Origin of the sequence: Amycolatopsis sp. NBC_00345, from assembly GCF_036116635.1 — a bacterium.
Lineage (GTDB): Bacteria > Actinomycetota > Actinomycetes > Mycobacteriales > Pseudonocardiaceae > Amycolatopsis.
This window is the reverse complement of sequence record NZ_CP107995.1, coordinates 5,890,373-5,912,199: the sequence shown is the minus strand read 5'-3', so window position 1 is coordinate 5,912,199 and position 21,827 is coordinate 5,890,373. Positions and strand designations below refer to the sequence as shown.

Here is a 21,827-nt window from a genome sequence, read left to right as displayed (position 1 = left end):
CTCAGTTGTGCGAGAGAACCAGCCCCGCGCCGCCGAGCAGCGCGATGTCGTCGGCCGCGCCCGTATTGACCAGTACCTGCGGCGGCTCCGCGCCGGTGGCCCACGAGGAGTCCTCGCGCAGCCGCCGTTCGATGGCCGCGCGGAAGCGTTCGCCGCCTTCGGCCGCCTCGCCGTGCAGCACGAACAGGCCCGGGGCGAACAGCTGCTGGACGTTCACCAGGCCCAGCGCGATATTGCCGGCGTACTCCTCCAGCAGCGGGTCGCCCGAGGCGGCCAGCTCGCGCACCGTTCGTGCGCCGAGGCCGCGCCGCTCGGCCTCGGCGCGCAGCCACGGCGTTGTCGCGACCGTCTTCCAGCAGCCGCGGGCCCCGCAGGTGCACGGCCGTCCGCTGGCAGCCACCGTCATGTGCGCCCCGCTGCGGCCGCCGGGCGGGGCGAGCACCTCGCCGTCGTAGAGGATGCCGACGCCCAGCACCTCACCGGTCGAGACGGAGGCGAACGTGCTGCGCCCGCGGCCGGGCCCGAACCAGCGGTCGCCGAGCACCTGCAGACGGGCGCGGTGCTCGATGTGCACCGGCGCGCCGGCCAGCCCGGTCAGCACCGCGGCGATCGGGTAGCCGTGCAGCGCCGGCACCTCGCTGACCTCGATGATCACCCCCGCCGCCGCGTCGACCAGCCCGGCGGCCGCGACGCCGACCCCCATCGGCTGAACCGGGAAGCGGACGGCCTCGGCCAGCGCCGCGTCGATCTCGGCCTGGTCGGCCGTGCCCCGCGGATAGCCGGCTTCGGCCCGCCACAGCAGCTCGCCGGACAGGTCGACCAGCGCGGCCCGCACCCGTCCGGGCAGCAGCTCGACCGCGCCCAGCACGGGCGCGGCCGGCTCGGCGGCCGGCGCCGGGACCAGGCGCAGGGCCGGGCGTTCGCCGGTGCTCATGGGGCCACGATGCCACGACCGGAGCTTCGAGGGGAGCCTGCATGTCCGAACTGACGCGGATGACCTGGCAAGAGGTACGCGACGCCGCGGCTGGTGGTGGGGTGTCGAGTGGTTCGGGGGAGCAGCCTGCCGCCCCTTCGCCCGGCGCCATTGCCCTCCTGCCCATCGGTTCGCAGGAGCAGCACGCGGCCCACCTGCCGATGGGCACGGACACGATGCTGGCCGAGGCCATCGTCGATGGTGCGCTGGCGCGGCTGGGCGGCGAGCCCGCCGTGGTGCGGCTGCCGAGCCTCCCGTTCGGGCACAGCCCGCATCACCTGTTCGCCGCCGCCGTCTCGCTTTCCGCGGCGACGCTGTCAGCCGTGCTCGCCGACGTGCTCGATTCGCTGGTGGTGAGCGGTTTCCGGCGGGTGCTGATAGTCAACGGCCACGGCGGCAACGACGAGATCATGCGGCTCGCGGTGAAGCAATATGCACTGCGCGCCGACGTTGCGCTTGCCGCCTGCTCGTACTGGTCGCTTGGCGAAGCTGGCTCGCCCGGGCACGCCGGCGCCTTCGAGACGTCGCTGATGCTCGCGGCCCGGCCCGAGCTGGTGCGCGAGCGCGCGCCGCGCCCGGCCGTCACGCCGCCGGCGCTGTTCGACCAGCCGCCGTACCCCGGCCTGACCGTCGAACGGCACGGCGAGTGGGCCCGCGCCGGCGGTTCGACCGACGACGCGACGGCGGCCACCGCCGAGCGCGGACAAGACCTGCTGGCGGCACGCGTGACGGCACTGGCCGAAGCCGTGCGCGCGTTCGACGCCGCCACAAGGGAAAGCCACGGACACCGAACCCAGGGGGAGGAATGAAGATCACCGACGTCGACGTGCAGGTCGTGAACCTGCCGTTGACCAATCCGTTCACCAGCTCGTTCGAGACCAAGACCGGGGAGACCCGCACGGTGGTGCGGCTGCGCACCGACACCGGCATCGAGGGCTGGGGCGAGACGATGTGGGGCCGCCCGGTCGCGGAGCTGGCGCGGAAACTGGCCACGGAGCTGGTCGGCACCAGCCCGTTCGCGCTGGAGGCCTTCCACCGGCGGCACCACATGGTGCCGTTTTTCCACGGCTACCTCGGTTACGCGGCGCTCGCGGCGCTGGACGTCGCCTGCTGGGACGTGATGGGCAAGGCCACCGGCCAGTCCGTCACCGACCTGCTGGGCGGCCCGGTGCGCGACGAGGTGCCGATCACGGCCCTGATCACGCGGGCCGACGCGCCCGGCGCGCAGGGGCGTGAGCTGGCGCAGGGCCTGGCCGAGTACGCCGCGAAGGTGGTCGGGGAGGGCGGGTTCTCCGCGGTGAAGCTCAAGGGCACCAACGATGTGCGCGGCGACGTCGGGATCATGCGCGAGCTGCGGCGCGCGCTGCCGGACGTCGAGCTGCGCGTGGACCCGAACGCCGCCTGGTCGGTGCCGGACTCCGTCCGCGCGGGGCTGGCGCTGGAGGAGCTGGACCTGGAGTACCTGGAAGACCCGTGTGCCGGCATCGAGGGCATGAGCCAGGTCCGCGCGAAGATCCGGATTCCCTTGTGCACCAATATGTGTGTGGTCCGGTTCGAGGATTTCGCGCCGGCCGTGCGGCTCGGCGCGGTCGACGTGATCCACGGCGACGTCTACAAGTGGGGCGGCATCTCGGCGACCAAGGCGCTGGCCGCGCACTGCGAGACCTTCGGCCTCGGCATGAACCTGCACAGCGGCGGCGAACTCGGCATCGCGACGGCGGCGCACCTCGCCGTCGTCGCCAGCACACCGGTGCTGTCCCGCGCGATCGACAGCATGTACTACCTGCACGCCGACGACATCGTGCAACCGCTGACGTTGGCGGGCGGCCGTCTGCGCGTGCCGTCCGGGCCGGGCCTCGGTGTGCAGGTGGATGAGGAAAAGCTGGCTTTCTACGCGGCGAAGAACGAGCGGGAAGGCGACCTCACCGGCTGACTCCCCCCCCCCGCACGTTCCAGCCGAAGGCCCTGAAGGCCACCTTCAGGGCATATAGGTCCCTCAAGGTGGCCTTCAGGGACTCCGGCGGCGGGGAACCGACTTTCGGGGGTATGGCCGGTTTGTCCCGGACGGTCACACTGGGCGTGCCGACGATCCCCGGCCCCGAGGAGTTCTGATGACGTCCAGGCCCCTGTTCCGGATCGCGCTCGCCGCGGGTCTGTTGCTGAGCGGAGTGCTCGCCGGCACCGCCGCCGCGCAGCCGGCCGCCGGGAGCACCCCGGTGTACTGGCGGGTGCCCGCCACCGGTGCGCAGGCGGCCGAGCTGGCCAAGGCGGGCTTCGACGTCGCGGAACAGAGCGCCGCGGACGCCTACGTGGTCGGTGACCAGGGCGTCGCCGGGAAGCTGCGCGCGCTCGGTTACCAGCCGGAGTTCTTCGACACCGTCTACAAGGACCTGCCCGCCGCGGCGCCGAACTCGGTCGCGGCGGACACCTTCTACGGCGGCTATCGCACCGTCGCCGCGCACGAGGCGCACCTCGCGCAGGTCACCGCCGCGCACCCCGACCTCGCCACGGAGTACACCATCGGCCAGTCGTGGAAGAAGACGAAAGGCCAGGGCGGGCACGACATGCAGGCGATCTGCCTGACCAAGAAGCAGGCGGGCGACTGCACGCTGAGCACCACCTCGCCGAAGCCGAAGTTCGTGCTGATGGCGCAGATCCACGCCCGTGAGCTGTCCACCGGCGAGCTGGCCTGGCGCTGGATCGACTACCTCGCCGACGGGTACGCCACCGACGCCACCGCCAAGTCCATTCTGGACACCACCGAGGTGTGGGTGGTCCCGATGGCCAACCCGGACGGCGTGGACATCGTCGCCTCGGGCGGTAACTCGCCGAAGCTCCAGCGGAAGAACGCCGACAACTCCCGTGGCAGCTGCTCCGGCACGGACATCGGCATCGACGTGAACCGCAACTCCACGTTCCGGTGGGGCGGCGACTCCGACTCCCCGTGCGACGAGACCTACCAGGGCGCGAGCGCGGGCTCCGAGCCCGAGGTGAAGGCGCTCGAAGGCCTGTTCCGCAAGATCTACCCGGTGCAGCGCGGCACCGGCGACAACGATCCCGCGCCCACCACCGCGCGCGGCACGATGATCACCCTGCACAGCTACGGCAACGACATCATCATCCCGTGGGGCTTCACGCAGTCGAAGTCGCCGAACGACGCGCAGTACCGCAAGCTGGGCGCGAAGTACGCGGCGTCGAACGGATACCTGGTCGGCACCAACGCGGAAACCGTCGGCTACGACACCAGCGGCACCACCGACGACTTCACCTACGGCGCGCTGGGCGTCGCCAGCGTGACCTTCGAGGTCGGCAGTGCGAGCGGCACCTGCGGCGGCTTCCTGCCGAAGTACTCCTGCGTCGACAGCACCTTCTGGCCGAAGAACAAGGACTCCTTCATCGCGGCGGCGAAGGCGGCTGCGGCCCCGTACCAGCAGTAAGGCTCGTGAGTGGCTATGACGGTTCTAACCGTCATAGCCACTCACGAGTCAGTCCTGGCCGGCGTAACGGGACGCGGTGAGGTCCGCGGGGTCGAAGCCCGCGGGCAGGCCGGTCACCTCGATCCGCGCGGTGTCGCCGTCGCGCAGGTCGAGGTAGTTGGCGCTGAAGGAGACGCCGGGCGCGGGCGTGGCGATCCGGGTCAGGTAGCTGTAGCCGGTCGAGCTCAGTTCGATGGACGCGGTGCCCTCGCCGGTCGCGATCACTCGCGCGTCGACGCGGCCTTCGCCGAACTGCAAGTCCTTCAGCGGCGCGAAGAACAGCCGGTTCGGCTCGACGAGGCCCGCCGCGTCGGAGACCCATGCGAACCGGTCCGGCCCGGGCGTCACCACGTCGGTCCAGACCGGCTCCGAGCTGTACGGCGCGGCTTCGACCGTCAGCCGTTCCTCCACAATGGACTTACCGGCGAAGGTGGCGACCTCCACCAGCAGGTCGAGACGTGCGGCATCGGGCCCGCTGTTCGTCACCCACAGCTGCAGGGAGTCGTCGGAACGGGTGAAGCTCGCGAGCACCGGCCGGTACGCGCGCTGCACGAAGTGGTACCCCGCCTTGGGTGTCAGGTCGTAGTCCACGACCGACCAGCTCATGCCCGGCCACGCGTCGTTGAGCTGCCAGACCAGCGTCCCGCTGTTGTGCGGCTGGCGGCGGCGGTAGTGCTCGATGCCGAACTTGAGCCCCTCGGCCTGCGTGGCCATCGAGAAGTCGACATATTCCCGCAGATCGCGGGGCAGCCCGGTCTCGACGGCCATCATCTCGTCGCCCTTGTTCTTCGGCACGTCCTTGTTGCGGTTGAGCAGTTCGGCGCTGTGCAGGGCGAGCGTGCCCGCCTCGGTCCAGCGCTCCATCGTGGACGTCTCGGGCGAGGCGTGGATGCCGAACTCGCTGATGAACTTCCCGCGGTCGTACGCGTAGCGGTGGAAGTGCACGGCCTCGCCGTGGCTCGCGAACTCGGCCGGCCCGCCCGCGCCGACGTCGACGCCGTGCCAGACCTCCCAGGCGTGCCGGTCGCCGTCGCGGACGCCGTTGACGCCGCGCGGGTCGTCCTCGCCCCACGGGCTGCCCGGCCAGTACTCGGTGCCGGGGCTGTACTGCGCGACGGCCGTGGGCAGGATCTCGTGGAAGAACGCGTATCCCCAGTCGCCGGGCGCGTACGTCGGGTCGATCAGGCCGTGGATGGCGTGCACCTCGTTGTTGCCGCACCACACGGCGAGCGATGGGTGGTTACGCAGCCGCCGGGTCTGGAACTCCGCCTCGGCGGCGACTTCGGCGCGCAGGCCGGGGTCCTCGCTCGGGTAGTCGATGCAGGCGAACATGAAGTCCTGCCACACCAGCAGGCCCAGCTCGTCGCAGGTGTCGTAGAACGCGTCCTGCTCGTAGACCCCGCCGCCCCAGACGCGCAGCATGGTCATGTTCGCTTCGCGCGCCTTCGTGACGAGCGCGCGGCAGCGGTCCGCGGTGACGGAGCCGACCATCATGTCGGCCGGGATCCAGTTGGCGCCGCGGGTGTAGGTGGGCACGCCGTTGACCAGGAACCGGAACAGACGGCCGCCCTCCGCCTCGTCGGCGGGGCGGTCGAGGACCACCGTGCGCAGGCCGATCCGGTCCTCGGCCTGGTCCAGCACCGTGCCGTCGGCGGTGATCAGATCGAGCTGGGCGGTGTACCGCGCCGGGTCGCCGAGGTCGTGGGTCCACCACAGTTCCGCGTCGGCCAGTTCGAACGTCGTTGACGCGGTGCGGGCGCCGCGCCCGCCGGGCAGGTCCAGCTCGTACTCGGTGACCGCGCCGGCCGGGGAGGTGAGGCGGAGGCGGGCGGTGAGCGGGCCGTTGTGGGCGAAAGCATCGGCCTCGACGTCGACGGCCACCGAAGCCGTGCGGGCCCCGGCGTCCACGGCCGTCGCGCGGATGTGGTGCCCGGTCAGCACCGCGCCGGACTCCACCAGCAGTTCCACCGGCTGCCAGATCCCGATCGACGGCAGCCGCGGCGCGAAGTCCCAGCCCCAGGAGAACGTGCCCTTCCGGCGCAGGGTGAGCGCCGGGTTGCCGGACAGCACACCCGGCGGCGCCTCACCGTCCTCTTCGGACCCCAGCGCGGCCCCCATCAGCGCCTTCATCAGCTCGACGGTCTTCGCCACCGAGGCCGGGGCCTCCAGTCCGGCCAGCGGCGGCGTGAAGCGCAGCACCAGCTCGTTGTCAGCCTGAAGCTTCCCGGTGAGGTCGAACCGCGCGGGCCGGAACTGCGAGGCGTGCTCCCCGAGCGGCTCGCCGTTCAGCCACAGCGAAACGACGGTGTCCAGGCCGTGGCAGAGCAGCACGACCCGTTCGCCGACGGGGGCGGAGAACTTCGTGCGGTACCACCACGCCCGGTCCTCGACCCAGCGCACGGCGGCGTCGTTCGCGCCGAAGTAGGGGTGCTCCAGCCGTCCCGCGGCCAGCAGGCTCTCGTGGACGCCGCCGGGGACAACCGCGGGCAGCCAGCCGTCCGGCGGTGGCGCGGCCGCGTCGGGTGCGCTGCCGGCCAGCTCGAACTGGTTGAGGTACATGGGTTTCACGGCCTTTCGATTCAGCGGACCCGGCGGATCGCGGCGACGCACAGGCCGCCCGCGACCGCGATGACGATGGTGAACCCGAACAGCGCGTGGAAGCCGAAGCCGGTGACCAGCCCGGCCGCGACCACGGGCGCGACCACCGACGGCGCGCTGTTGGCGACGCTGAGCATGCCCAGCTCCTTGGCCTCGGCGCCGGTGCTGGGCAGCACCTCGACCATCAGCGCCGCATCGACGGAGAGGTACAGCCCGTAGCCGGCTCCGGCGACGACGTAGAACGCCATCAGCGTGCCGACGCCGGGCGCCAGCGTCACCGGCACCGCCGCGGCGGCGATCAGCAGTGACGCGAGCACGACCAGCGGTTTGCGACGGCCGAGCCGGTCGGACAGCACGCCGCCGCCGGCCGCCGTGATCAGCGCGGTCACCGCGAGCAGCACCGTGCCGAGCGCGATGTGGCCCGCCGCGGCCACCGTGCCCGTGCCGAGGAAGTCGGTGAAGACGTACAGCTGGTAGAAGACGACCACGGTCAGCCCCAGCACCACGCAGAACCGGCCGGTGAAGGCGAGCAGGAAGTCGCGGTCGCGCGGCGGGAGCAGGGACCGCAGCACCGCGCGGACGGACGCGGCCTCGCGCGGCAGGCCGAGACTGGAGCCCTCGCGCACGAGCAGGACCAGCGCCAGCGCGGCGGCCACCATCGTCCACGGCACGATCACCAGCCCCCACGCCGGCGCGGTGATCGCGGCCGACGCCGCCACCCCGCCGATCGCCGTGCCGACCAGGTAGCCGCCGCCCGCGAAGGCCGAGGCCTTGCCGAGCGCGCTGCCCGCGACCCGGTCGGGCAGCAGGGCGCCCGCGGCGGCGAGCATCGCGTTCAGCCCGCCCTGGAAGAGGGCGAACGCGACGATCTGCGCGGGCAGCCAGGTCAGCACCCCGGTCAGGGCCAGCCCGGCGGCCGAGGCGACCGCGCCGCCGAGGATCCACGGGTTACGCCGGCCGAACCGGCTCCGGGTGCGGTCCGACCAGGCGCCCGCGACGACGGTGCCGGCGATCGCGACCACCGCGCCCGCCGTGGTGATCACCGCCAGCGCGCCGACCTTGCCGTCACCGAGCCGCTGGGCGAGCAGTGCCTGCAGCAGCGTCCCGGCCGCGGCCGAGGGCAGCGACCAGCCGAGGTGCAGCCCGCCCAGCAGCGGGCCGAGCCGCCCCAGCCGGGCGGGCGCCGCGGTTCTGGGCTGCGCCGGGTTCTCGATCATGGTGGCCTCGCCTCGTACTGCGTCGTCGCGGAGGGCTGTGACCACACCGTACGTCTAAAAACCTCATGACGCTAGGTTTTCATTTGCGTGGTGTCTCGGCCCGGCGGCGGGTCCGGCCTAAGATCGGCTCATGCCTGCCGATGCCAAACGAGGTCCGTACGCGAAGGGGCTGGCGCGGCGGGAGCAGATCCTCGCCGCCGCGCTGGAGGCGTACGCGAATTCCGGTCCGCAGGGGCCGTCGCTGCGCAGCATCGCCGACAGCGTGAACCTCACCGAGGCCGGCGTGCTGCACTACTTCGACGGCAAGGACGAGCTGCTGGTCGAGGTGCTCGCCGCGCGCGACCGCGCCGACCTGGCGAACCACGACCTCGGCTCGCGCGACGGGGTGATGGCCCTGATCGAGCACGGCACGCGCACGCCCGGCCTGATCAAGCTGCTGCTGGACATGACGGCGGCGTCCGCGGTGCCCGGCCACCCCGCGCGCGAGTTCATGCAGCAGCGGTCGGCGGCCATTCTCCGGCTGGCCGCCCAGCTCCTCGGCGACGACGACCCGTGGAAGGGCCGCGTCATGCTGGCCGCGCTCGAGGGCCTGCAGGCGCAATGGCTGCGCGACCCGTCCGTCGACATGGTCGCGGACCTGCGGCGGCTCTACGAAACGCTGCGTTCCTGAAACGTCCACTGTGGACCGCCAATCGGCGGGGAGAGGCGGCGAGATGGTGACTCCGGCCAGTACGACCGTCGGCCTGCTGCACCCCGGCGACATGGGCGCGGCCGTCGGCGCGCTGCTCGCCGCGCGGGGAGTGCGGACGCTGTGGGTGTCCGAGGGCCGCGGCCTCGCCACCCGGCGTCGCGCGCGGGAGGCCGGGCTGGTCGAGGTGCCGCGGCTGGAGGACCTAGGGCGTGTCTGACAAAGTCTTGGTCCAGATGATCACGGCATGCAGGACGACCGCTGATCGATAGACGATGGCGAGCTTGTCGTAACGAGTAGCCACACCCCGCCACTGCTTGAGCAGGTTGAACCGCCGCTCGACCACGTTGCGGCCGCGGTAGTCAACAGCGTCGAAGGCAGGTGGGCGTCCGCCGCGGGAACCGCGGCGTTTGCGGTGCCCGACCTGATCAGCCGGCTCGGGAATCACCGCGGTGATCCCGCGGTCACGCAGATGCCCGCGGATCGCCCGCGAGGAGTATGCCTTGTCGCCGCGAACGCGGTCAGGCCGAGTTCGGGTTCGTCCGCGCCCAGCCCGACGGATCGCCAGGTGCCTCATCAGGTGCGGGAACATCGGCGCGTCCCCGGCCTGTCCGGGACCGACCAACGTCACCAGCGGCCGGCCGTTCCCATCGACGAGATGGTGCACTTTGGTGCTCCAGCCACCGCGGGACCGGCCGATCGCATGATCAGGCGGCTCGATGCGCAGATCCGTGTAGTTCGACCCAGCCCCCTGTGGGGCGGGTGATGTTGGTGGCGTGCTGATGCGCTCGCGCGATCGTCGAATCCACCGACACCGACCAATCCACCTGACCGGCCGCGTCCGCTGCAGCGAGTAGGCGTTGCAGCACGGTGTCCCAGGTGCCATCGCCGGCCATCCGGCGGTGCCAGGTCCAGATCGTCTGCCAGGGACCGAAAACCTCGGGCACGTCCCGCCACGCGATCCCGCAGCGATAGCGATAGATGATCCCTTCGACCATCGACCTGGCATCGGAGAACGGTCGGCCTTGTTTACCGGTGCGGACCGGGAGCAAGTCCTCGATCAACACCCACTGATCATCTGAGAGCAACTGAAACCGCGACACGTCCGGCAGCATCCCAGCCACCAGCCTTAACCTTTGTCAGACACGCCCTAGCCGAGTGCGGGGTGATCCTCAGCGTCTGCCCGCCCGCCTTCGCGGCCGAGGTCGCCGCGGCGGTCGCCCAGACCCCGTTCCAGGGCGTTTACCTGGACGCGAACGCGATCAGCCCGCGCCACACCTGGCAGATCGACGAGCTGTTCCGCCGCCGGGGCGGGGTGACGGTCGTCGACGGCGGCATCGTCGGCCCGCCGCCGCGGCGCGAGGGCGTGACCCGGCTGTACCTCTCGGGCGCCGTCGCTTCGCAGGTGGAAGCGCTGTTCACGGACACGTTCCTCCAGCCGATCGTGCTCGACGGCCCGGTCGGGCAGGCCTCCGCGCTCAAGCTGGCGTTCGCCTTGTACAACAAGCTCACTTTCGCGCTCGCCGCGCAGTCCTACGCGCTGGCCGAACAGCACGGCGTGGGCGACGAGCTGCGGGAGCTGGCGGGCGCGAAGCTCGCGGGCACTCCGCTCGGGGAGCCCGCCGGGATCGTTTCCGCGGGGCAGAAGGCCTGGCGCTGGGAGGGGGAGATGGCGGAGATCGCCGCCGCCTGCGCGGACGGTGGCCTGCCACCCGGCCTGCTCACCGCGGCGGAAGCGCTGTTCGCCCGCTGGCAGGACTACCGCGACGATCCCGCGGTCACGGTCGAGCAGCTCCTGGCGTCGTTAAAGGACTCGTGAGTGGCGGTTCTCGCCGGACTGGCCCTGCTCCACGGGTAACTCCGCCCACACCGTCTTGCGCCCGTGCCCGTCTTCCACACCCCATCCGGTGCTGAGGGCGTCGACCAGGAACAGCCCGCGCCCCCGGTAGGAGTCCGGCGAGACGGCGGCCGCCGCGGGCAGCAGGTCCGGTCCGCCGTCCTCGACCTCCACCCGGACGACCGCGCGGTCGTCCGGCAGCTCAAGGCGCAGCGCCACCGGCCCGGCGGCGTGCTCGAACGCGTTGGTGACCAGCTCCGTGACCAGCAACTCGGTGTCCTGCACGAGCTCCCGCGGCAACCCGGCCAGCCGGGCCCGCACCCACGTCCGCAGCGGGGCCAGCGACGACAGCTCGCGGGTGTCGGCGAAATCGTAGATATGTGGCGCGCTGGTGATGCCCATGGTTCTCCTCAGCGGGTCTCCCAGCCGGGTTCCAGAGCGTGGGCTTGCCAGTGTGGTACCCCGGGATCGTGGCATTCACACCCTCACCCGGCGAGCGGGGGTGGCGCGTTGCCGGGGCGGAGTGGTGTGCCAGCGGGAATCGCTACGTACGGGGACGGCCGGCCGCTGGGTGCGGCTGGTGACCATGTTGTGGCGCAGGCTGATTGTTCGCCTCGCTGCCGCACCGCTGGGTTCGCCCGGCCGCGTCGCCACTGCTCTAGCTTGGCCGCGCTTCGCCGCCGCGCCTGATTCTTGCCTCGTGTCGCCTCGCCTTGTCTCCGGGCCGCCTGGTCTCGCCGCACTGCCTGGCCTGGAGTCGCCGCCTCGCCGCCTCGCCGCGTCGGCGGGCCTGCTGGCCGGTGTGGCGGCGATGAACCGCTCGACGCTGCCGGGATCGCCGAAGCATCACCGAATTCGTCGCGGCGGAACTGAGGCGTGACCGCGCGCGGTCACGCCTCACTTGGTGGAACCCATGCCCTGGCCGAGGCGTGGGTTCTAACCGTCTGAAGCCTCGCGGGGCTGGGCCTCAGTCCGGTGCCAGGCCCCGGGTAGGCACTAGGCCTGAGCTGGGTGCCGAGCCTCGGCTGAGCGCCGGGCTTAGCTCGGTGATCAGCCCAGCTGAGCGCGCCGGGCTCGGCACCGCGCGGAGCCCAGCTAAGTGCGGAGCACCGCGCGGAGCCCAATTGAGTGCGGAGCACCGCGCGGAGTTCAACTAAGTGCGCCGGGCTCGGCACCTCGCGGAGTCCAACTAGGTGCGGAGCATCAGGTCTGCGCCGGGCAGCGTGCCGAGTCTCAGCTAGGTGCCGGTGCCGGTGCTGGGCCTCGGGCAGGCACCAGGCCTCAGCCGGGCGCCGTTCCTCAGCTGTCAGCTAGGTGCTGCCTTAGCTAGGTGCCGGGCCTTGGGCCGGGCGTTGGGCGCAGTGCTGGGCGCGGCCGATGGCCTCGGCGGCGGCCGTCGCCAGGCGGGCGATCTCCTCGCTCCACCGGCGGGCCTCGGCCAGTGCGCGGGCGCCTTCACCGGCCTGTTCCAGCTCGCGCCAGCCGGTGACGGCGACCGAGCGGCGGCCGGCGAGGGCTTCGTCCAGGACCGCGCGCATGCGGCCGGTCAGTTCGCCGAGGGCGTCGTAAGCACGCCAGACCGCTGTTCGGTCCGCATCGGGCGTCGGGTCGGGCATGGTGACCTCCTCGGAAACCGGGCCGCTGCGGCATGTCCCGGCGACGCGAGGGCCACCGGATGATCCGGCACCGCCCGCCGTTCCGAAGGGGACGGAGGTCCGAACCAGACCGCGGCACCGTCGTGACGCCGATGCCTTGGAGCATACCGAGCACGTCCGCCTCGAACCAGGCACCGCACGGCGCGGTTGCCGTGTGCACGCCGTCGTTCACAACGGCGTGGAGGCGTCATCGGATGGCGGTGCGGTGTTGTCGCTGGATGGGTCCGGTTCAGCCGGGACATGCCGTCGTTCACGACGTTGTCGGGTCGCCATCGAGCGGTGCCGCCGGATGGGTCCAATTCGGCCAGGGCCGTCGTCGTCCACGACCTTGTCGGGGCGCCATTGGACGACGGTGCCGTGTTGCTGCCGGACGGGTCCGGTTCGGCCGAGGCGTGCCGTCGTTCAGGACCTCGTCGGGGTGCCACCGGATGACAGAGCCGCGCTGCCGCCGAACGGGTCCAGTTCGGCCGGGGTCGCGTCGGCGTGGTCGGTCGAGCGGCTGAAGTCGGCCATGGCGGCGTCGCTGTGTGCCTGCGCGTCGGCCGCGGCTTTCGCGATGGCCAGTGCGTCGGAGCCGAGCAGGACGCGGACCGGCGGCGAGTCCATCTCGACCAGCCGGCGGATCGCGTCCGCGACCTTCACCGGGTCGCCCGCCGCCTGCGGCCCGCTCTGGCCGAGCAGTGCCGCCATCGCGCCGACGGTCGGCGCATAGGCCGCGGAGACCGGCGGGACCCGCATCGAGCTGCCCGCCCAGTCCGTGCGGATCCCGCCGGGCTCGATGGCGGTGACCTTGATCCCGAGCGGCCCCACCTCCTGCGCGAGGACCTCGGTGAAACCGCTCACCGCCCACTTGGACAGCTGGTACGGCGCGAGCCCCGGCGCCGCGGTGCGGCCGCCCAGCGAGGACACGTTGACGATCCGGCCCGCGCCCTGGCGACGCAGTACGGGCAGCGCCGCCTTGGTCACGTTGACCACGCCGAACAGGTTCGTCTCGACCTGCGCACGGAAGTCGTCCTCGGGGGTGTCCTCGACGGACGCGAGGTTCGCGTACCCCGCGTTGTTCACCACGACGTCGATGCGCCCGAACGCGCGTACGGCCTCGTCGACGGCGTCGCGGGCAGCCGCCGCGTCGGTGACGTCGAGGGTGATCGGGACGACGGAATCCGCCCCGTGTGCCTGCACCAGGTCGTCCAGGCGACTGCGGTCCCGGGCGGTTGCCGCCACGCGGTCGCCGGCGGCCAGTGCCGCCTCCGCGAGGTCGCGGCCGAGGCCTCGGCCGCTGCCGGTGATGAACCACACTTTGCCGGTCATGTCTGCCATCCCTAGTTAGAGAACGTCGGTCTGTTACGGGATCGAAGTTAACAGACCGTCGTTCTGTTCGCAACAGACCATGGGTCTGTAGACTTCGGGCATGACGTCGTTCCAGCGTGCGCACAGCGAGGAGCAGCGCGAGGTCCGCCGCCGGGCGATCCTCGACGCGGCCGCCGCGATGCTCGCCGAGATGCCGGTCGCACGGGTCACCTTGAGCGAGTTGAGCCGGCGCGCCGGGCTGGCGAAGTCGAACGTGCTGCGGTACTTCGAGTCCCGCGAGGCCGTGCTGCTGGAGGTGCTGAACGCCGAGTCCCGGCACTGGCTCGACGGCCTCGACGCGGAACTGGCGGCCGCGGTCAATGCCGATGCGGTGGTGGGGCGCGGGGACCGGTCGGCTGATATCGGCGCGGCGGTGGCTGGGCGCGGAGATCAGCTTGCCGATGTCGACGCGGCTGTGGCCGAACCCGGGGATCGACTGGCTGATACCGATGGGGCGGTGGCTGGGCGTGGGGACCAGCTCGCCGACGTGGCTGTGGCCGAACCGGGGGATCGGCTGGCTGATACCGATGCGGCGGCGGCCGAGCGTGGGGATCGGCTGGCCGACACCGGCGTGGCGGTAGTCGAGCGCGGGGGCCAGTTCGCCGATGCGGCGGTGGCTGTGCGTGGAGATCGGCTGGCTGATGCCCTCGCGAAGTCGCTCGCGGCGCGGCCCGTGTTGTGTGACCTGAGCAGTGCCCAGTCGGCGGTTCTGGAGCACAACGTGTCACCCGAGGCGGCCGCGCGGTACAAACACGCCGCGGTCGCGCACGTTTCTGAGCTGGCCGGGTTGTTGCGCAAGCGTTTGCCGGAGCTGTCCGAGCCCGCGGCCACCCGCCTCGCCGGCGCGACGATCATGGTGGCGGGCGCGGTGTGGACTCACTCGCACCCGGGCGCCGCCGTCCGCGCCGTCTACGAAAGCGACCCGGTCCTGGCCCGCTGGCGGATGGAGTTCACCTCAGGCCTGCGCGACACCCTCGAGATGCTGATCGCGGGGCTGCTCAGCCGCCGGGGCCAGGACCGGGATCAGCCGCCCGGATAGGCGCTGGGCTCAGGTTCTGGCGGCCAGGGCCCCTCGGGGACCGAGGCTCCGGAAGCGGGTATGTCGAAACCACCGGTCGGCGGACTGCACCGGACATCGTCTGACAGCACCGGACCGTGCAGCCGACCCGCCGGCCGGCGGCACGGTCCGGTGCTCAGTTGCCGAGGCGCTCCTTACGGGCCTCAGCGCTGCCGGGTCGGCCGGACGATCAGCTCGTTCACGTCGACCTCGGGCGGCTGCCCGAGCGCGAACGCGATGGCGTCGGCGATCGCGCTCGGCGGGATGGCGTGGGCGCGGTAGGTCCGCATGGCCTCCTGCGCGCCCGGCTCGGTGATCGTCGCCGCCAGCTCGGATTCGACGACGCCGGGGGAGACCGTGGTGACGCGGATGCTCGGGTCGGCCTCCAGGCGCAGGCCCTCGGTGATCGCCCTCGCCGCGTACTTCGTGCCGCAGTAGACCGCGGCCGTGGGCACGACCTCGTGCGCGCCGGTGGACGCGATGGTCACGAAGTGCCCGCCACCCTGCTGCTGGAAGATCGGGAGCGTGGCGGCGATGCCGTTCAGCAGGCCGCGGATGTTCACGTCGACCATCTGGTCCCACTCGTCGACGAGCAGGGAGTCCAGGCGGGACAACGGCATCACGCCCGCGTTGTTGACGAACACGTCCACGCGGCCGTGCTCCAGCCGGGCGCGGTCGGTGAACTCGGCGACGTCCGCGCGGTCGGTGACGTCGAGGCGGCGGACGTCGATACTGCCGCCGTCCGCGCGGATCTTCGCCGCCAGTTCGGCCAGACGGTCTTCGCGCCGCGCGCTGGCGACGACGTGGTGGCCGTCGGCCGCGAGCCGCAGCGCCGTGGCCTCCCCGATGCCGCTGCTCGCGCCCGTTACGAGGATGACCTTGCGGGTGTTGGTGTTCATGCTTGCTCCTTTGGGTAATCGGCGCTCAGGGTGACTTCGCGCCAGATGTCGAAAGTGGACTTGAGTGCGCCGAGCCGAGCCGGGCCGATGCGATGTCGTAGGCGGCTCGGCCCAGCAGTAGCTGCCGAGGTGGCTCGGCGTTGCCCCGCGGTCTCGGCCTAGTCGTCGATGCCCGTGATGAGCCACCCGGGCGAGGCGTTTTCAGGCATGGTTCTTCCCCAGCAGGAATTGTTGGTATTAAGCGGAAATCAGTTTTCGGTGGGAATGCGTTTCCCGATTTCGCGAGGGCTTTCGGCGGTGGTGAGGCTGCCGAGCAGCGCCAGCGCCTCTTCGGAGGGACTGCCCGGATCGGCTTGGTACACCACCAGTTGCTGGCCCGCCGCGCTGTTCACGGTCAGGGATTCGTAGTGCAGGGTCAGGTCGCCGACGAGCCGGTGGTGGAACCGTTTTGTCCCATTGGTCTTCTGGCGGATGTCGTGGCGTGCCCAGAGCTGGCGGAATTCCGGGCTCTTCACCGACAGCTCGCCCACGGTCTCGATCAGCAGCGGGTCGTCGGGGTCGAGGCCGGCCGCCGAGCGCAGCCCGCCGACGGTGTTGGCCGCGACGCTCTCCCAGTCCGGGTAGAACTCGCGCGCCTCCGCGTCGAGGAACACCAGCCGGACGAGGTCGTCGCTGTGGGGGTGGCCGCCGAACAGCGCCTTGCCGAGGGGGTTGCCGGCCAGCACGGTCAGGCAGCGCCCGAGCACCAGCGCCGGGGTCTGCGGCCAGGCGTCCATCAGCTGCGCCAGCTGGCGGCTGACGCGTTCCCGCTGCCCGGTCCGCCGTCGCCGGGCCGGCCCGGGCCGCGCGAGCTCGTGCAGGTGCGTGACCGCGTCGTCGTCCAGCTGCAGGGCCCGCGCCAGCGCGTCCACCACCTGGGCCGACGGGTTCCGCTCGCGCCCCTGCTCCAGCCGCACGTAGTAGTCGGTGCTCACCCCGGCCAGCAGCGCGACCTCCTCACGCCGCAGCCCCGCGACCCGCCGCCGCGGCCCGACCGCCAGGCCCAGCTCGGCGGGGTCCACGAGTTCACGGCGGGCCCGCAGGAACTGCCCGATGAGGTTCTCGCTGTCCATGAGCCCAGGTTAAAGCGGCGATACGGGGAATGGGGTGCTCAAGGTGGCCGCCTGACTCCTACCCTTTCGTTTCCTGTCCGCGGCTGGTCGGTGGGTCTGGCCGGAGCCGATCGCAGACCGGATTCACCGGGAGGCCCGCGCCGGGCATCGGCTCGAAGACTTGGCTCGCGGACGAGGGCCGCCGACGAGGGCCGCGAACAAGTCCTGCGAACGAGTACCGCCGACCTGGCCGCGGAAGCGATTACGCTGGGACCAAGACCCCCAGGACCCCGGGGCAGGCAGAACACCATCTGCGGTCGGGGAGCGGCCATGAGCAAACACGACACGAGACCACCGGTCGATCGTGAATTCATCGAGCGGGCCGCGAGCGCTTGGATCCGCGCGGCCGACGCCGGGGTCATCGACGCCCGCGAACTGGCCTGGCTGCTGGCCCACCTCAACGCCGGGCTGCCGTCCGAGATCGTGGGTGTGCCCGGCTGACGGGTCTCGCTCGTGGACGTGCCGAGCTGACGGGTCTCACCGCTCGTAGGCAAGCCAGGCTGATGGGCCTCGTCGCTGCATTCGCGGCGGTCCTGGGTGGCAGATCGACGGCGAAATGTCAGGAAAGCGTTGTGCGCCAACGCTTTCAGCCGCGCGACCACGCCACGGCGACCGCCGCCGTCTCGCGAGCATCGGCCCGTTTGTGTTGTCGCGCCTCCGATCCGGGCCGTGACCGGGAGGGCTCTGCGTTGTCTTCGCCACATGCGGAAGATCATGACAGCACCCACCGACAAAAACCGGCGGCGCTACGACCGGCGCCGGGGCTTCCCGCGTTTGGACGCCCCGCGCGGCCCGCCGCCGCCGCGGCCGCCCGACCTGCCGACGGCGGGCTTCTTCCCGCCCGCTTCAGGACGTTTGCGGGGAGCCGGAGCCTCAGCAGCCGGCTGCCGCCCGCGCGTGCTGTTCACCGTTCGCCCGCGGACGATCCCGATGAACAACTCCATCAGGTCGCTGGTCTCCTCGTCCGGCCACGACAGCGCGACGCGCGACTCCGGCGCGTCCGCGAGCGTCCGGTAGGTCAGGTCCTTGCGGTGGTGCAGCCGCGCGAGCGACTGCGGCACGACGAGCAGCCCCACGCCCGCGGCCACCAGCTCGATGGCGTCCGCCGTCGTGGCCGGACGCTCCAGCGCCGCGAGGCCGGGCGGGTGCTCCCAATCGAGGGGGTCGTCCAGGGGGTGTAGCACGACGTCGTCGGCCAGGTCCTCGGTGGACACCTCGTCGGCGGCGGACAGAAGGTGGTCCTTCGGGATCACGACCACCGTCGTCTCGGTGTACAGCGGGATCGCGTGCAGGCCGGTCCGGTCGACCGGCAGGCGCAGCAGGACCGCGTCGGCGTCGCCTTCGCGTGCCAGGGCCGCGGCGTCGGCGGCGGGCGTCGCGACGAGGACCAGCGGGACCCCGGGCGATCGCTCCTGCCAGGTCCGCACCCACTTCGCCGGCGTCACCCCTGGGACGTAGCCGAGCTTGAACGACGGGGGTTCCTCCGAGCCTGTCACGAGGCCAGATTACCGGGCGTGATCAGGGGCGGCGCACGCGCTCGTTACCCTGGACGCCATGACGTCGCCCAAGTCCCCCCAGACGATGAAGCCCGCGACCGCGGCGAAGAAGCTGGGCGTGTACCTCGAAGCCACTCCCGCCGAGTTCCAGGAGGGTGTCGTTTCGCGCGACGAGCTGAACGCCCTGCAGACCGACCCGCCCGAATGGCTGCGTGAGCTGCGGCGCGACGGCCCGCACCCGCGCTCGGTGATCGCGGCCAAGCTGGGCGTGTCCATCGGCGGCCTCGCGCGCGGCGGGATCACCGAGGCCCTCACCACCGAGCAGATCGACGAGATCAAGTCGGCCGGCCCGGATTGGCTGCGGCACGAACGCGACACCCAGGCCGAGGTCCGCAAGGAAGCCGTGCGCGTCAAGGAGCAGGGCGGCCCGCGCCGCCCGCGTTCCTGACCGGGAGGCAGCAGGCCCGGGAATTCGATTTCCCGACGGTATCCGCGTCGGCTCCGGTCCCGGTTTCCGGCCGTGAAACGGACCGGGGGCGGCGCCCAAAACTGGGCCGCCGAGGTATGGCGCCGCGGGCCGGACCCGCGGTTGATCATGATCACACTTGCCTGACCAGTACATTGGAAATTTTTTCCAATGCCGGTTTCCCAACCCCGGCCCCCGGTGAGCTGAACCGTCCGATTTCCCGGTTCAGCTCACCGAGGCGGGAAGAAATCCCGGGCGCGCACGCCGGGCTTCAGGATTTCACGCCGGCTTTCTTCGCACGGCCTCGCTTGCGCGGGGCGGCGGCTTCGCGTTCGCTCTCTTCAAAGGCGGCGATGACCTCGCTGGGAATGCGCCCCCGCTCGGACACCGACCAGCCGTTTTCGATCGCCCAGGCGCGGATCTGGCGCGAGCGCTCGCGGTCGGCCGGGGTGACGGTCGGCGAGATCCCGGCCGCCACACGGACCTTCCGGCCGCCGGTGCGCCGGGAAGCGGCGATGTAACGGGCGAACTCGTCCCGCAGGGATACCGCGTTCTCGTCGGAGAGATCGATCTCGTACTGAATGCCGTCGAGGCCGAACGGCACGGTCTGGTGCGCCACGCCGCCATCGATGTCGTCCACCATCTGGACGAGGACCTTCTGAGCCATACCGGGTTTTTCCTCCTCGGTGGATCTCCAGCAGCGCGGATCCGCGCGACTTCACGCGAACGATAACAGAAATCCACAGTGGAGTGCCCGCCTGCCGGTGTCCGCCCGGAAAACCGATATGCGGGAAAGTGCCGGATTCGGCCGTCGTGAAGAAACGTGGCCGTAATACGGTCAGCCGTCGACGTCCTGGGGTGGCACGCCGACGATCGCTCCCGCGAGCTTGGTGAGCTGCGCGCCCTGGGCGGCGGTGAGCGGTTCGGTGAGCTCGGTGATCCGGCGGCCGACCTCGATGCCGCACCTTTGCATGACCTGACGGCCGAGCGGGGTCAGTGAGACCAGGACGGCGCGGCCGTCACGGGGCGAGGGCGAGCGCTCGACCAGGCCGCGTTTCTCCGCGCGGCCGACCAATCCGGTCATGGAGGACTTGTCCAGCCCGAGGTGGCTGCCCAGTTCGAGCATGCCGGGCCGGCGGTCGCGCAGGACGCCGAGAAGCCGGATCTGGATGACCGACAGGTTGTGCACGGCGCCGATCTCGGACAGCACCCGCTGGATCAGGAAGGACAACTGGACGAGGGCGTCCACGGTGTTCAAGGGCCGGGTCGGCTCGGTGCGCATGGGGTGACCCTACTTGACTTAGTACGCGGCGCAAACTACCTTGGGTGAAGTAGTACGCGCCACAAACTAATATCCCCGCCCCGGACAGGAGAACCCCATGCACGCCGCCGTAGTCCGCTCCTTCAGTACGCCGCCCGCTTACGACACCTTCCCGGCGCCCGTCGCGTCGGGCGAGCGGGAGGTGCTGGTGGACGTCCTGGCCGCCGGGCTGCACCCACGGGTCCGCTCCGCCGCGAACGGCAGCCACTACACCTCCGACGGCGTCCTGCCGATGGTCCCGGGCGTCGACGCGGTCGGCCGGACGCCGGAAGGGGAACTGCTCTACTTCATCGTCGACGGCGACGCGCCGGGCACCATGGCCGATCAGGCCGTCGTCGACCGGAGCCGGGCCGTCACACTGCCGCCGGGCACGGACCCGGCCGCGGTGGCGGCGGCGATGAACCCCGGCATGTCCTCGTGGATCGCGCTGCGCCGCCGCGTCGCGTTCCGGCCGGGCGGTTCCGTGCTGGTGCTGGGCGCCACCGGCAACGCGGGGCAGCTCGCCGTGCAGATCGCGAAACACCTCGGTGCCGCCCGTGTGGTCGGTGCGGGCCGCGACCCGGAGCGCCTCGACCTGCTGAAGACCCTCGGCGCCGACGAAGTGGTGCGCCTCGGTGATGACGAGCCGGACGCCGCCGACCGGCTCGCCTCCGCGGCCGCGGACGTCGACGTTGTCATCGACTACCTGTGGGGACGGCCCACCGAGCAGGCCATGCCCGCGCTGCTGACCGCGCGCGCCGACCGGGCGAAGGCGCTGTCCTGGGTGCAGATCGGCTCCATGGCCGGATCGGACATCACGCTGCCCTCGGCCCTGCTGCGCGCGGGGAACCTGACCATCCTGGGCAGCGGCCAGGGTTCGGTGACGGCGGCCGGCATCATCGCCGAACTGCCGTCGCTGGCCGCGGAGATCACGGCTGGAACCTTCGCCGTGGACGCCGTGCCGATGCCGCTGGAGCAGGTCGAGCAGGCGTGGCACACCCCGACCGCGCCGGGGCAGCGCATCGTGCTGACTCCCTGACGTCCATCCACTGTGGAGACAGGAGCCTGGAGGCAGGGGGCCTGGAGACAGGGCCTCGACACGGGGCCGGATCCGGTGGAGGCTGACGCCATGGACGATGCGGATCTGCCCGGCCTGCGGGAACGCGCCGACGCCGGGGACGAAGACGCGCTCGACCAGCTGATCGAGCTGGCCGGCGAGCGGGGCGACCTGGCCGAGCTGCGCCGGCTGGCCGACGGCGGCAGCTCGACCGCCGCCGACGAGCTGATCCAGGTCGCCACTGAGCAGGAGAACCTCGACGAACTGCGGCGTCTGGCCGACGCCGGAAACGTCACCGCCGCGGAGCAACTTGAGGAGCTGACCTCCGACTGAGGGTGGCGTAGCGGTGAGCGGGCGCGCCTCGGAGTGAGCGGATTCCCGGTCGTCGATGACTGTCTTGTGTGGACAGATTGCTGGAATTAACCACAACGGCCGGCGCGGGCTGCGTGGCTCGATGGGAGCGAGTCCGCGTAGGACGGTCCTTTGTGGTCGGCCAGGGCGGCTGGTCGGGGTTACCTCGTGGAGTGCCAGGTCGGCTGGGGGAAAGAGCCGTCTGTGCCGGACGCGGAACTCCCGGCCCAGACGGCTTTCAAGACAGACGGCTTTC

24 protein-coding genes and 1 pseudogene are annotated in these 21,827 nt (G+C 71.5%); 12 read left to right on the top strand and 13 right to left on the bottom strand.

The window, feature by feature from the left end:
- Nucleotide 1: 1 nt before the first annotated feature.
- On the bottom strand, nucleotides 2-934 hold the full coding sequence (locus OG943_RS26425; RefSeq protein WP_328603611.1) for an ROK family protein: 933 nt from the start codon (nucleotides 932-934) through the stop codon (nucleotides 2-4).
- Between the two features lie 41 nt (nucleotides 935-975).
- On the opposite strand from OG943_RS26425, the gene OG943_RS26420 reads away from it, so the two are divergent.
- From OG943_RS26420 to OG943_RS26410, 3 genes are all read left to right on the top strand, one after another.
- The gene (locus tag OG943_RS26420; RefSeq protein WP_328603610.1) at nucleotides 976-1,782 is read left to right on the top strand and encodes a creatininase family protein; all 807 of its coding nucleotides are present in this window, start codon (nucleotides 976-978) and stop codon (nucleotides 1,780-1,782) included.
- The gene (locus tag OG943_RS26415; RefSeq protein WP_328603609.1) at nucleotides 1,779-2,906 is read left to right on the top strand and encodes a mandelate racemase/muconate lactonizing enzyme family protein; all 1,128 of its coding nucleotides are present in this window, start codon (nucleotides 1,779-1,781) and stop codon (nucleotides 2,904-2,906) included. Before OG943_RS26420 ends, OG943_RS26415 begins: the two co-directional genes overlap by 4 nt.
- 178 nt (nucleotides 2,907-3,084) lie before the next feature.
- Nucleotides 3,085-4,410 (top strand): M14 family zinc carboxypeptidase, encoded by a 1,326-nt coding sequence (locus OG943_RS26410; RefSeq protein ID WP_328603608.1) that lies wholly within the window; start codon nucleotides 3,085-3,087, stop codon nucleotides 4,408-4,410.
- A gap of 48 nt (nucleotides 4,411-4,458) precedes the next feature.
- Here the strand turns inward: OG943_RS26410 and OG943_RS26405 are convergent, their stop codons facing one another.
- Entirely contained in the window at nucleotides 4,459-7,008 is a 2,550-nt protein-coding gene (locus OG943_RS26405; protein ID WP_328603607.1) for a beta-mannosidase, read from the bottom strand.
- A 20-nt stretch (nucleotides 7,009-7,028) separates the two neighbouring features.
- Nucleotides 7,029-8,309, bottom strand: coding sequence for an MFS transporter (locus tag OG943_RS26400; protein ID WP_328603606.1), 1,281 nt, complete (start codon nucleotides 8,307-8,309; stop codon nucleotides 7,029-7,031).
- 85 nt (nucleotides 8,310-8,394) lie between these two features.
- On the opposite strand from OG943_RS26400, the gene OG943_RS26395 reads away from it, so the two are divergent.
- Together OG943_RS26395 and OG943_RS26390 are read left to right on the top strand one after the other, a co-directional pair.
- A complete protein-coding gene (locus OG943_RS26395) occupies nucleotides 8,395-8,934 on the top strand; it encodes a TetR/AcrR family transcriptional regulator (RefSeq protein WP_328603605.1) in 540 nt (179 codons plus the stop codon).
- 43 nt (nucleotides 8,935-8,977) lie between these two features.
- Entirely contained in the window at nucleotides 8,978-9,172 is a 195-nt protein-coding gene (locus OG943_RS26390) for a hypothetical protein (RefSeq protein ID WP_328603604.1), read from the top strand.
- Here OG943_RS26390 and OG943_RS48445 read toward each other — a convergent pair.
- Together OG943_RS48445 and OG943_RS48440 are read right to left on the bottom strand one after the other, a co-directional pair.
- On the bottom strand, nucleotides 9,158-9,619 hold the full coding sequence (locus OG943_RS48445; protein ID WP_442874565.1) for a transposase: 462 nt from the start codon (nucleotides 9,617-9,619) through the stop codon (nucleotides 9,158-9,160). The two genes, OG943_RS26390 and OG943_RS48445, sit on opposite strands and share 15 nt — an antisense overlap.
- Nucleotides 9,620-9,659: 40 nt before the next feature.
- A complete protein-coding gene (locus tag OG943_RS48440) occupies nucleotides 9,660-10,067 on the bottom strand; it encodes a transposase (protein ID WP_442874811.1) in 408 nt (135 codons plus the stop codon).
- A gap of 50 nt (nucleotides 10,068-10,117) precedes the next feature.
- On the opposite strand from OG943_RS48440, the gene OG943_RS26380 reads away from it, so the two are divergent.
- Nucleotides 10,118-10,771 (top strand): NAD(P)-dependent oxidoreductase, encoded by a 654-nt coding sequence (locus OG943_RS26380; protein WP_328603603.1) that lies wholly within the window; start codon nucleotides 10,118-10,120, stop codon nucleotides 10,769-10,771.
- Here OG943_RS26380 and OG943_RS26375 read toward each other — a convergent pair.
- The 3 genes from OG943_RS26375 to OG943_RS26365 all read right to left on the bottom strand — a co-directional run bounded on the left by OG943_RS26375 (nucleotide 10,757) and on the right by OG943_RS26365 (nucleotide 13,755).
- Nucleotides 10,757-11,191, bottom strand: a complete 435-nt coding sequence (locus tag OG943_RS26375) for an ATP-binding protein (RefSeq protein ID WP_328603602.1) — start codon at nucleotides 11,189-11,191, stop codon at nucleotides 10,757-10,759. The genes OG943_RS26380 and OG943_RS26375 overlap by 15 nt on opposite strands.
- Before the next feature lie 920 nt (nucleotides 11,192-12,111).
- A complete protein-coding gene (locus tag OG943_RS26370) occupies nucleotides 12,112-12,405 on the bottom strand; it encodes a hypothetical protein (RefSeq protein ID WP_091610771.1) in 294 nt (97 codons plus the stop codon).
- A 441-nt stretch (nucleotides 12,406-12,846) separates the two neighbouring features.
- Entirely contained in the window at nucleotides 12,847-13,755 is a 909-nt protein-coding gene (locus OG943_RS26365; RefSeq protein WP_328603601.1) for an SDR family NAD(P)-dependent oxidoreductase, read from the bottom strand.
- A 100-nt stretch (nucleotides 13,756-13,855) separates the two neighbouring features.
- Here OG943_RS26365 and OG943_RS26360 point away from each other — a divergent pair.
- Nucleotides 13,856-14,081: pseudogene (locus OG943_RS26360) on the top strand (helix-turn-helix domain-containing protein); the annotation flags it as partial.
- Nucleotides 14,082-14,125: 44 nt separating this feature from the next.
- Entirely contained in the window at nucleotides 14,126-14,833 is a 708-nt protein-coding gene (locus OG943_RS26355) for a hypothetical protein (RefSeq protein WP_442874810.1), read from the top strand.
- A 182-nt stretch (nucleotides 14,834-15,015) separates the two neighbouring features.
- On the opposite strand, the gene OG943_RS26350 is transcribed toward OG943_RS26355, so the two are convergent.
- Together OG943_RS26350 and OG943_RS26345 are read right to left on the bottom strand one after the other, a co-directional pair.
- A complete protein-coding gene (locus OG943_RS26350) occupies nucleotides 15,016-15,750 on the bottom strand; it encodes an SDR family oxidoreductase (protein WP_328603600.1) in 735 nt (244 codons plus the stop codon).
- Between the two features lie 248 nt (nucleotides 15,751-15,998).
- The gene (locus OG943_RS26345; RefSeq protein WP_328603599.1) at nucleotides 15,999-16,862 is read right to left on the bottom strand and encodes a helix-turn-helix transcriptional regulator; all 864 of its coding nucleotides are present in this window, start codon (nucleotides 16,860-16,862) and stop codon (nucleotides 15,999-16,001) included.
- A gap of 309 nt (nucleotides 16,863-17,171) precedes the next feature.
- On the opposite strand from OG943_RS26345, the gene OG943_RS26340 reads away from it, so the two are divergent.
- On the top strand, nucleotides 17,172-17,342 hold the full coding sequence (locus OG943_RS26340; RefSeq protein WP_328603598.1) for a hypothetical protein: 171 nt from the start codon (nucleotides 17,172-17,174) through the stop codon (nucleotides 17,340-17,342).
- A gap of 305 nt (nucleotides 17,343-17,647) precedes the next feature.
- Here the strand turns inward: OG943_RS26340 and OG943_RS26335 are convergent, their stop codons facing one another.
- A complete protein-coding gene (locus OG943_RS26335; protein WP_328603597.1) occupies nucleotides 17,648-18,397 on the bottom strand; it encodes a LysR substrate-binding domain-containing protein in 750 nt (249 codons plus the stop codon).
- Between the two features lie 58 nt (nucleotides 18,398-18,455).
- Between OG943_RS26335 and OG943_RS26330 the strand changes: the two genes are divergently transcribed.
- Nucleotides 18,456-18,845 carry a DUF5997 family protein gene (locus OG943_RS26330; RefSeq protein ID WP_328603596.1) on the top strand — a complete coding sequence of 130 codons (390 nt, stop codon included), beginning with the start codon at nucleotides 18,456-18,458 and terminating at the stop codon, nucleotides 18,843-18,845.
- Nucleotides 18,846-19,134: 289 nt separating this feature from the next.
- On the opposite strand, the gene OG943_RS26325 is transcribed toward OG943_RS26330, so the two are convergent.
- Both OG943_RS26325 and OG943_RS26320 read right to left on the bottom strand, forming a co-directional pair.
- Nucleotides 19,135-19,530, bottom strand: coding sequence for a histone-like nucleoid-structuring protein Lsr2 (locus OG943_RS26325; protein WP_328603595.1), 396 nt, complete (start codon nucleotides 19,528-19,530; stop codon nucleotides 19,135-19,137).
- 171 nt (nucleotides 19,531-19,701) lie between these two features.
- Nucleotides 19,702-20,145, bottom strand: a complete 444-nt coding sequence (locus OG943_RS26320) for a MarR family winged helix-turn-helix transcriptional regulator (protein ID WP_328603594.1) — start codon at nucleotides 20,143-20,145, stop codon at nucleotides 19,702-19,704.
- 97 nt (nucleotides 20,146-20,242) lie between these two features.
- On the opposite strand from OG943_RS26320, the gene OG943_RS26315 reads away from it, so the two are divergent.
- A complete protein-coding gene (locus OG943_RS26315) occupies nucleotides 20,243-21,202 on the top strand; it encodes a quinone oxidoreductase family protein (RefSeq protein ID WP_328603593.1) in 960 nt (319 codons plus the stop codon).
- Between the two features lie 90 nt (nucleotides 21,203-21,292).
- A complete protein-coding gene (locus OG943_RS26310; RefSeq protein ID WP_328603592.1) occupies nucleotides 21,293-21,553 on the top strand; it encodes a hypothetical protein in 261 nt (86 codons plus the stop codon).
- The last annotated feature ends 274 nt before the right edge of the window (nucleotides 21,554-21,827 follow it).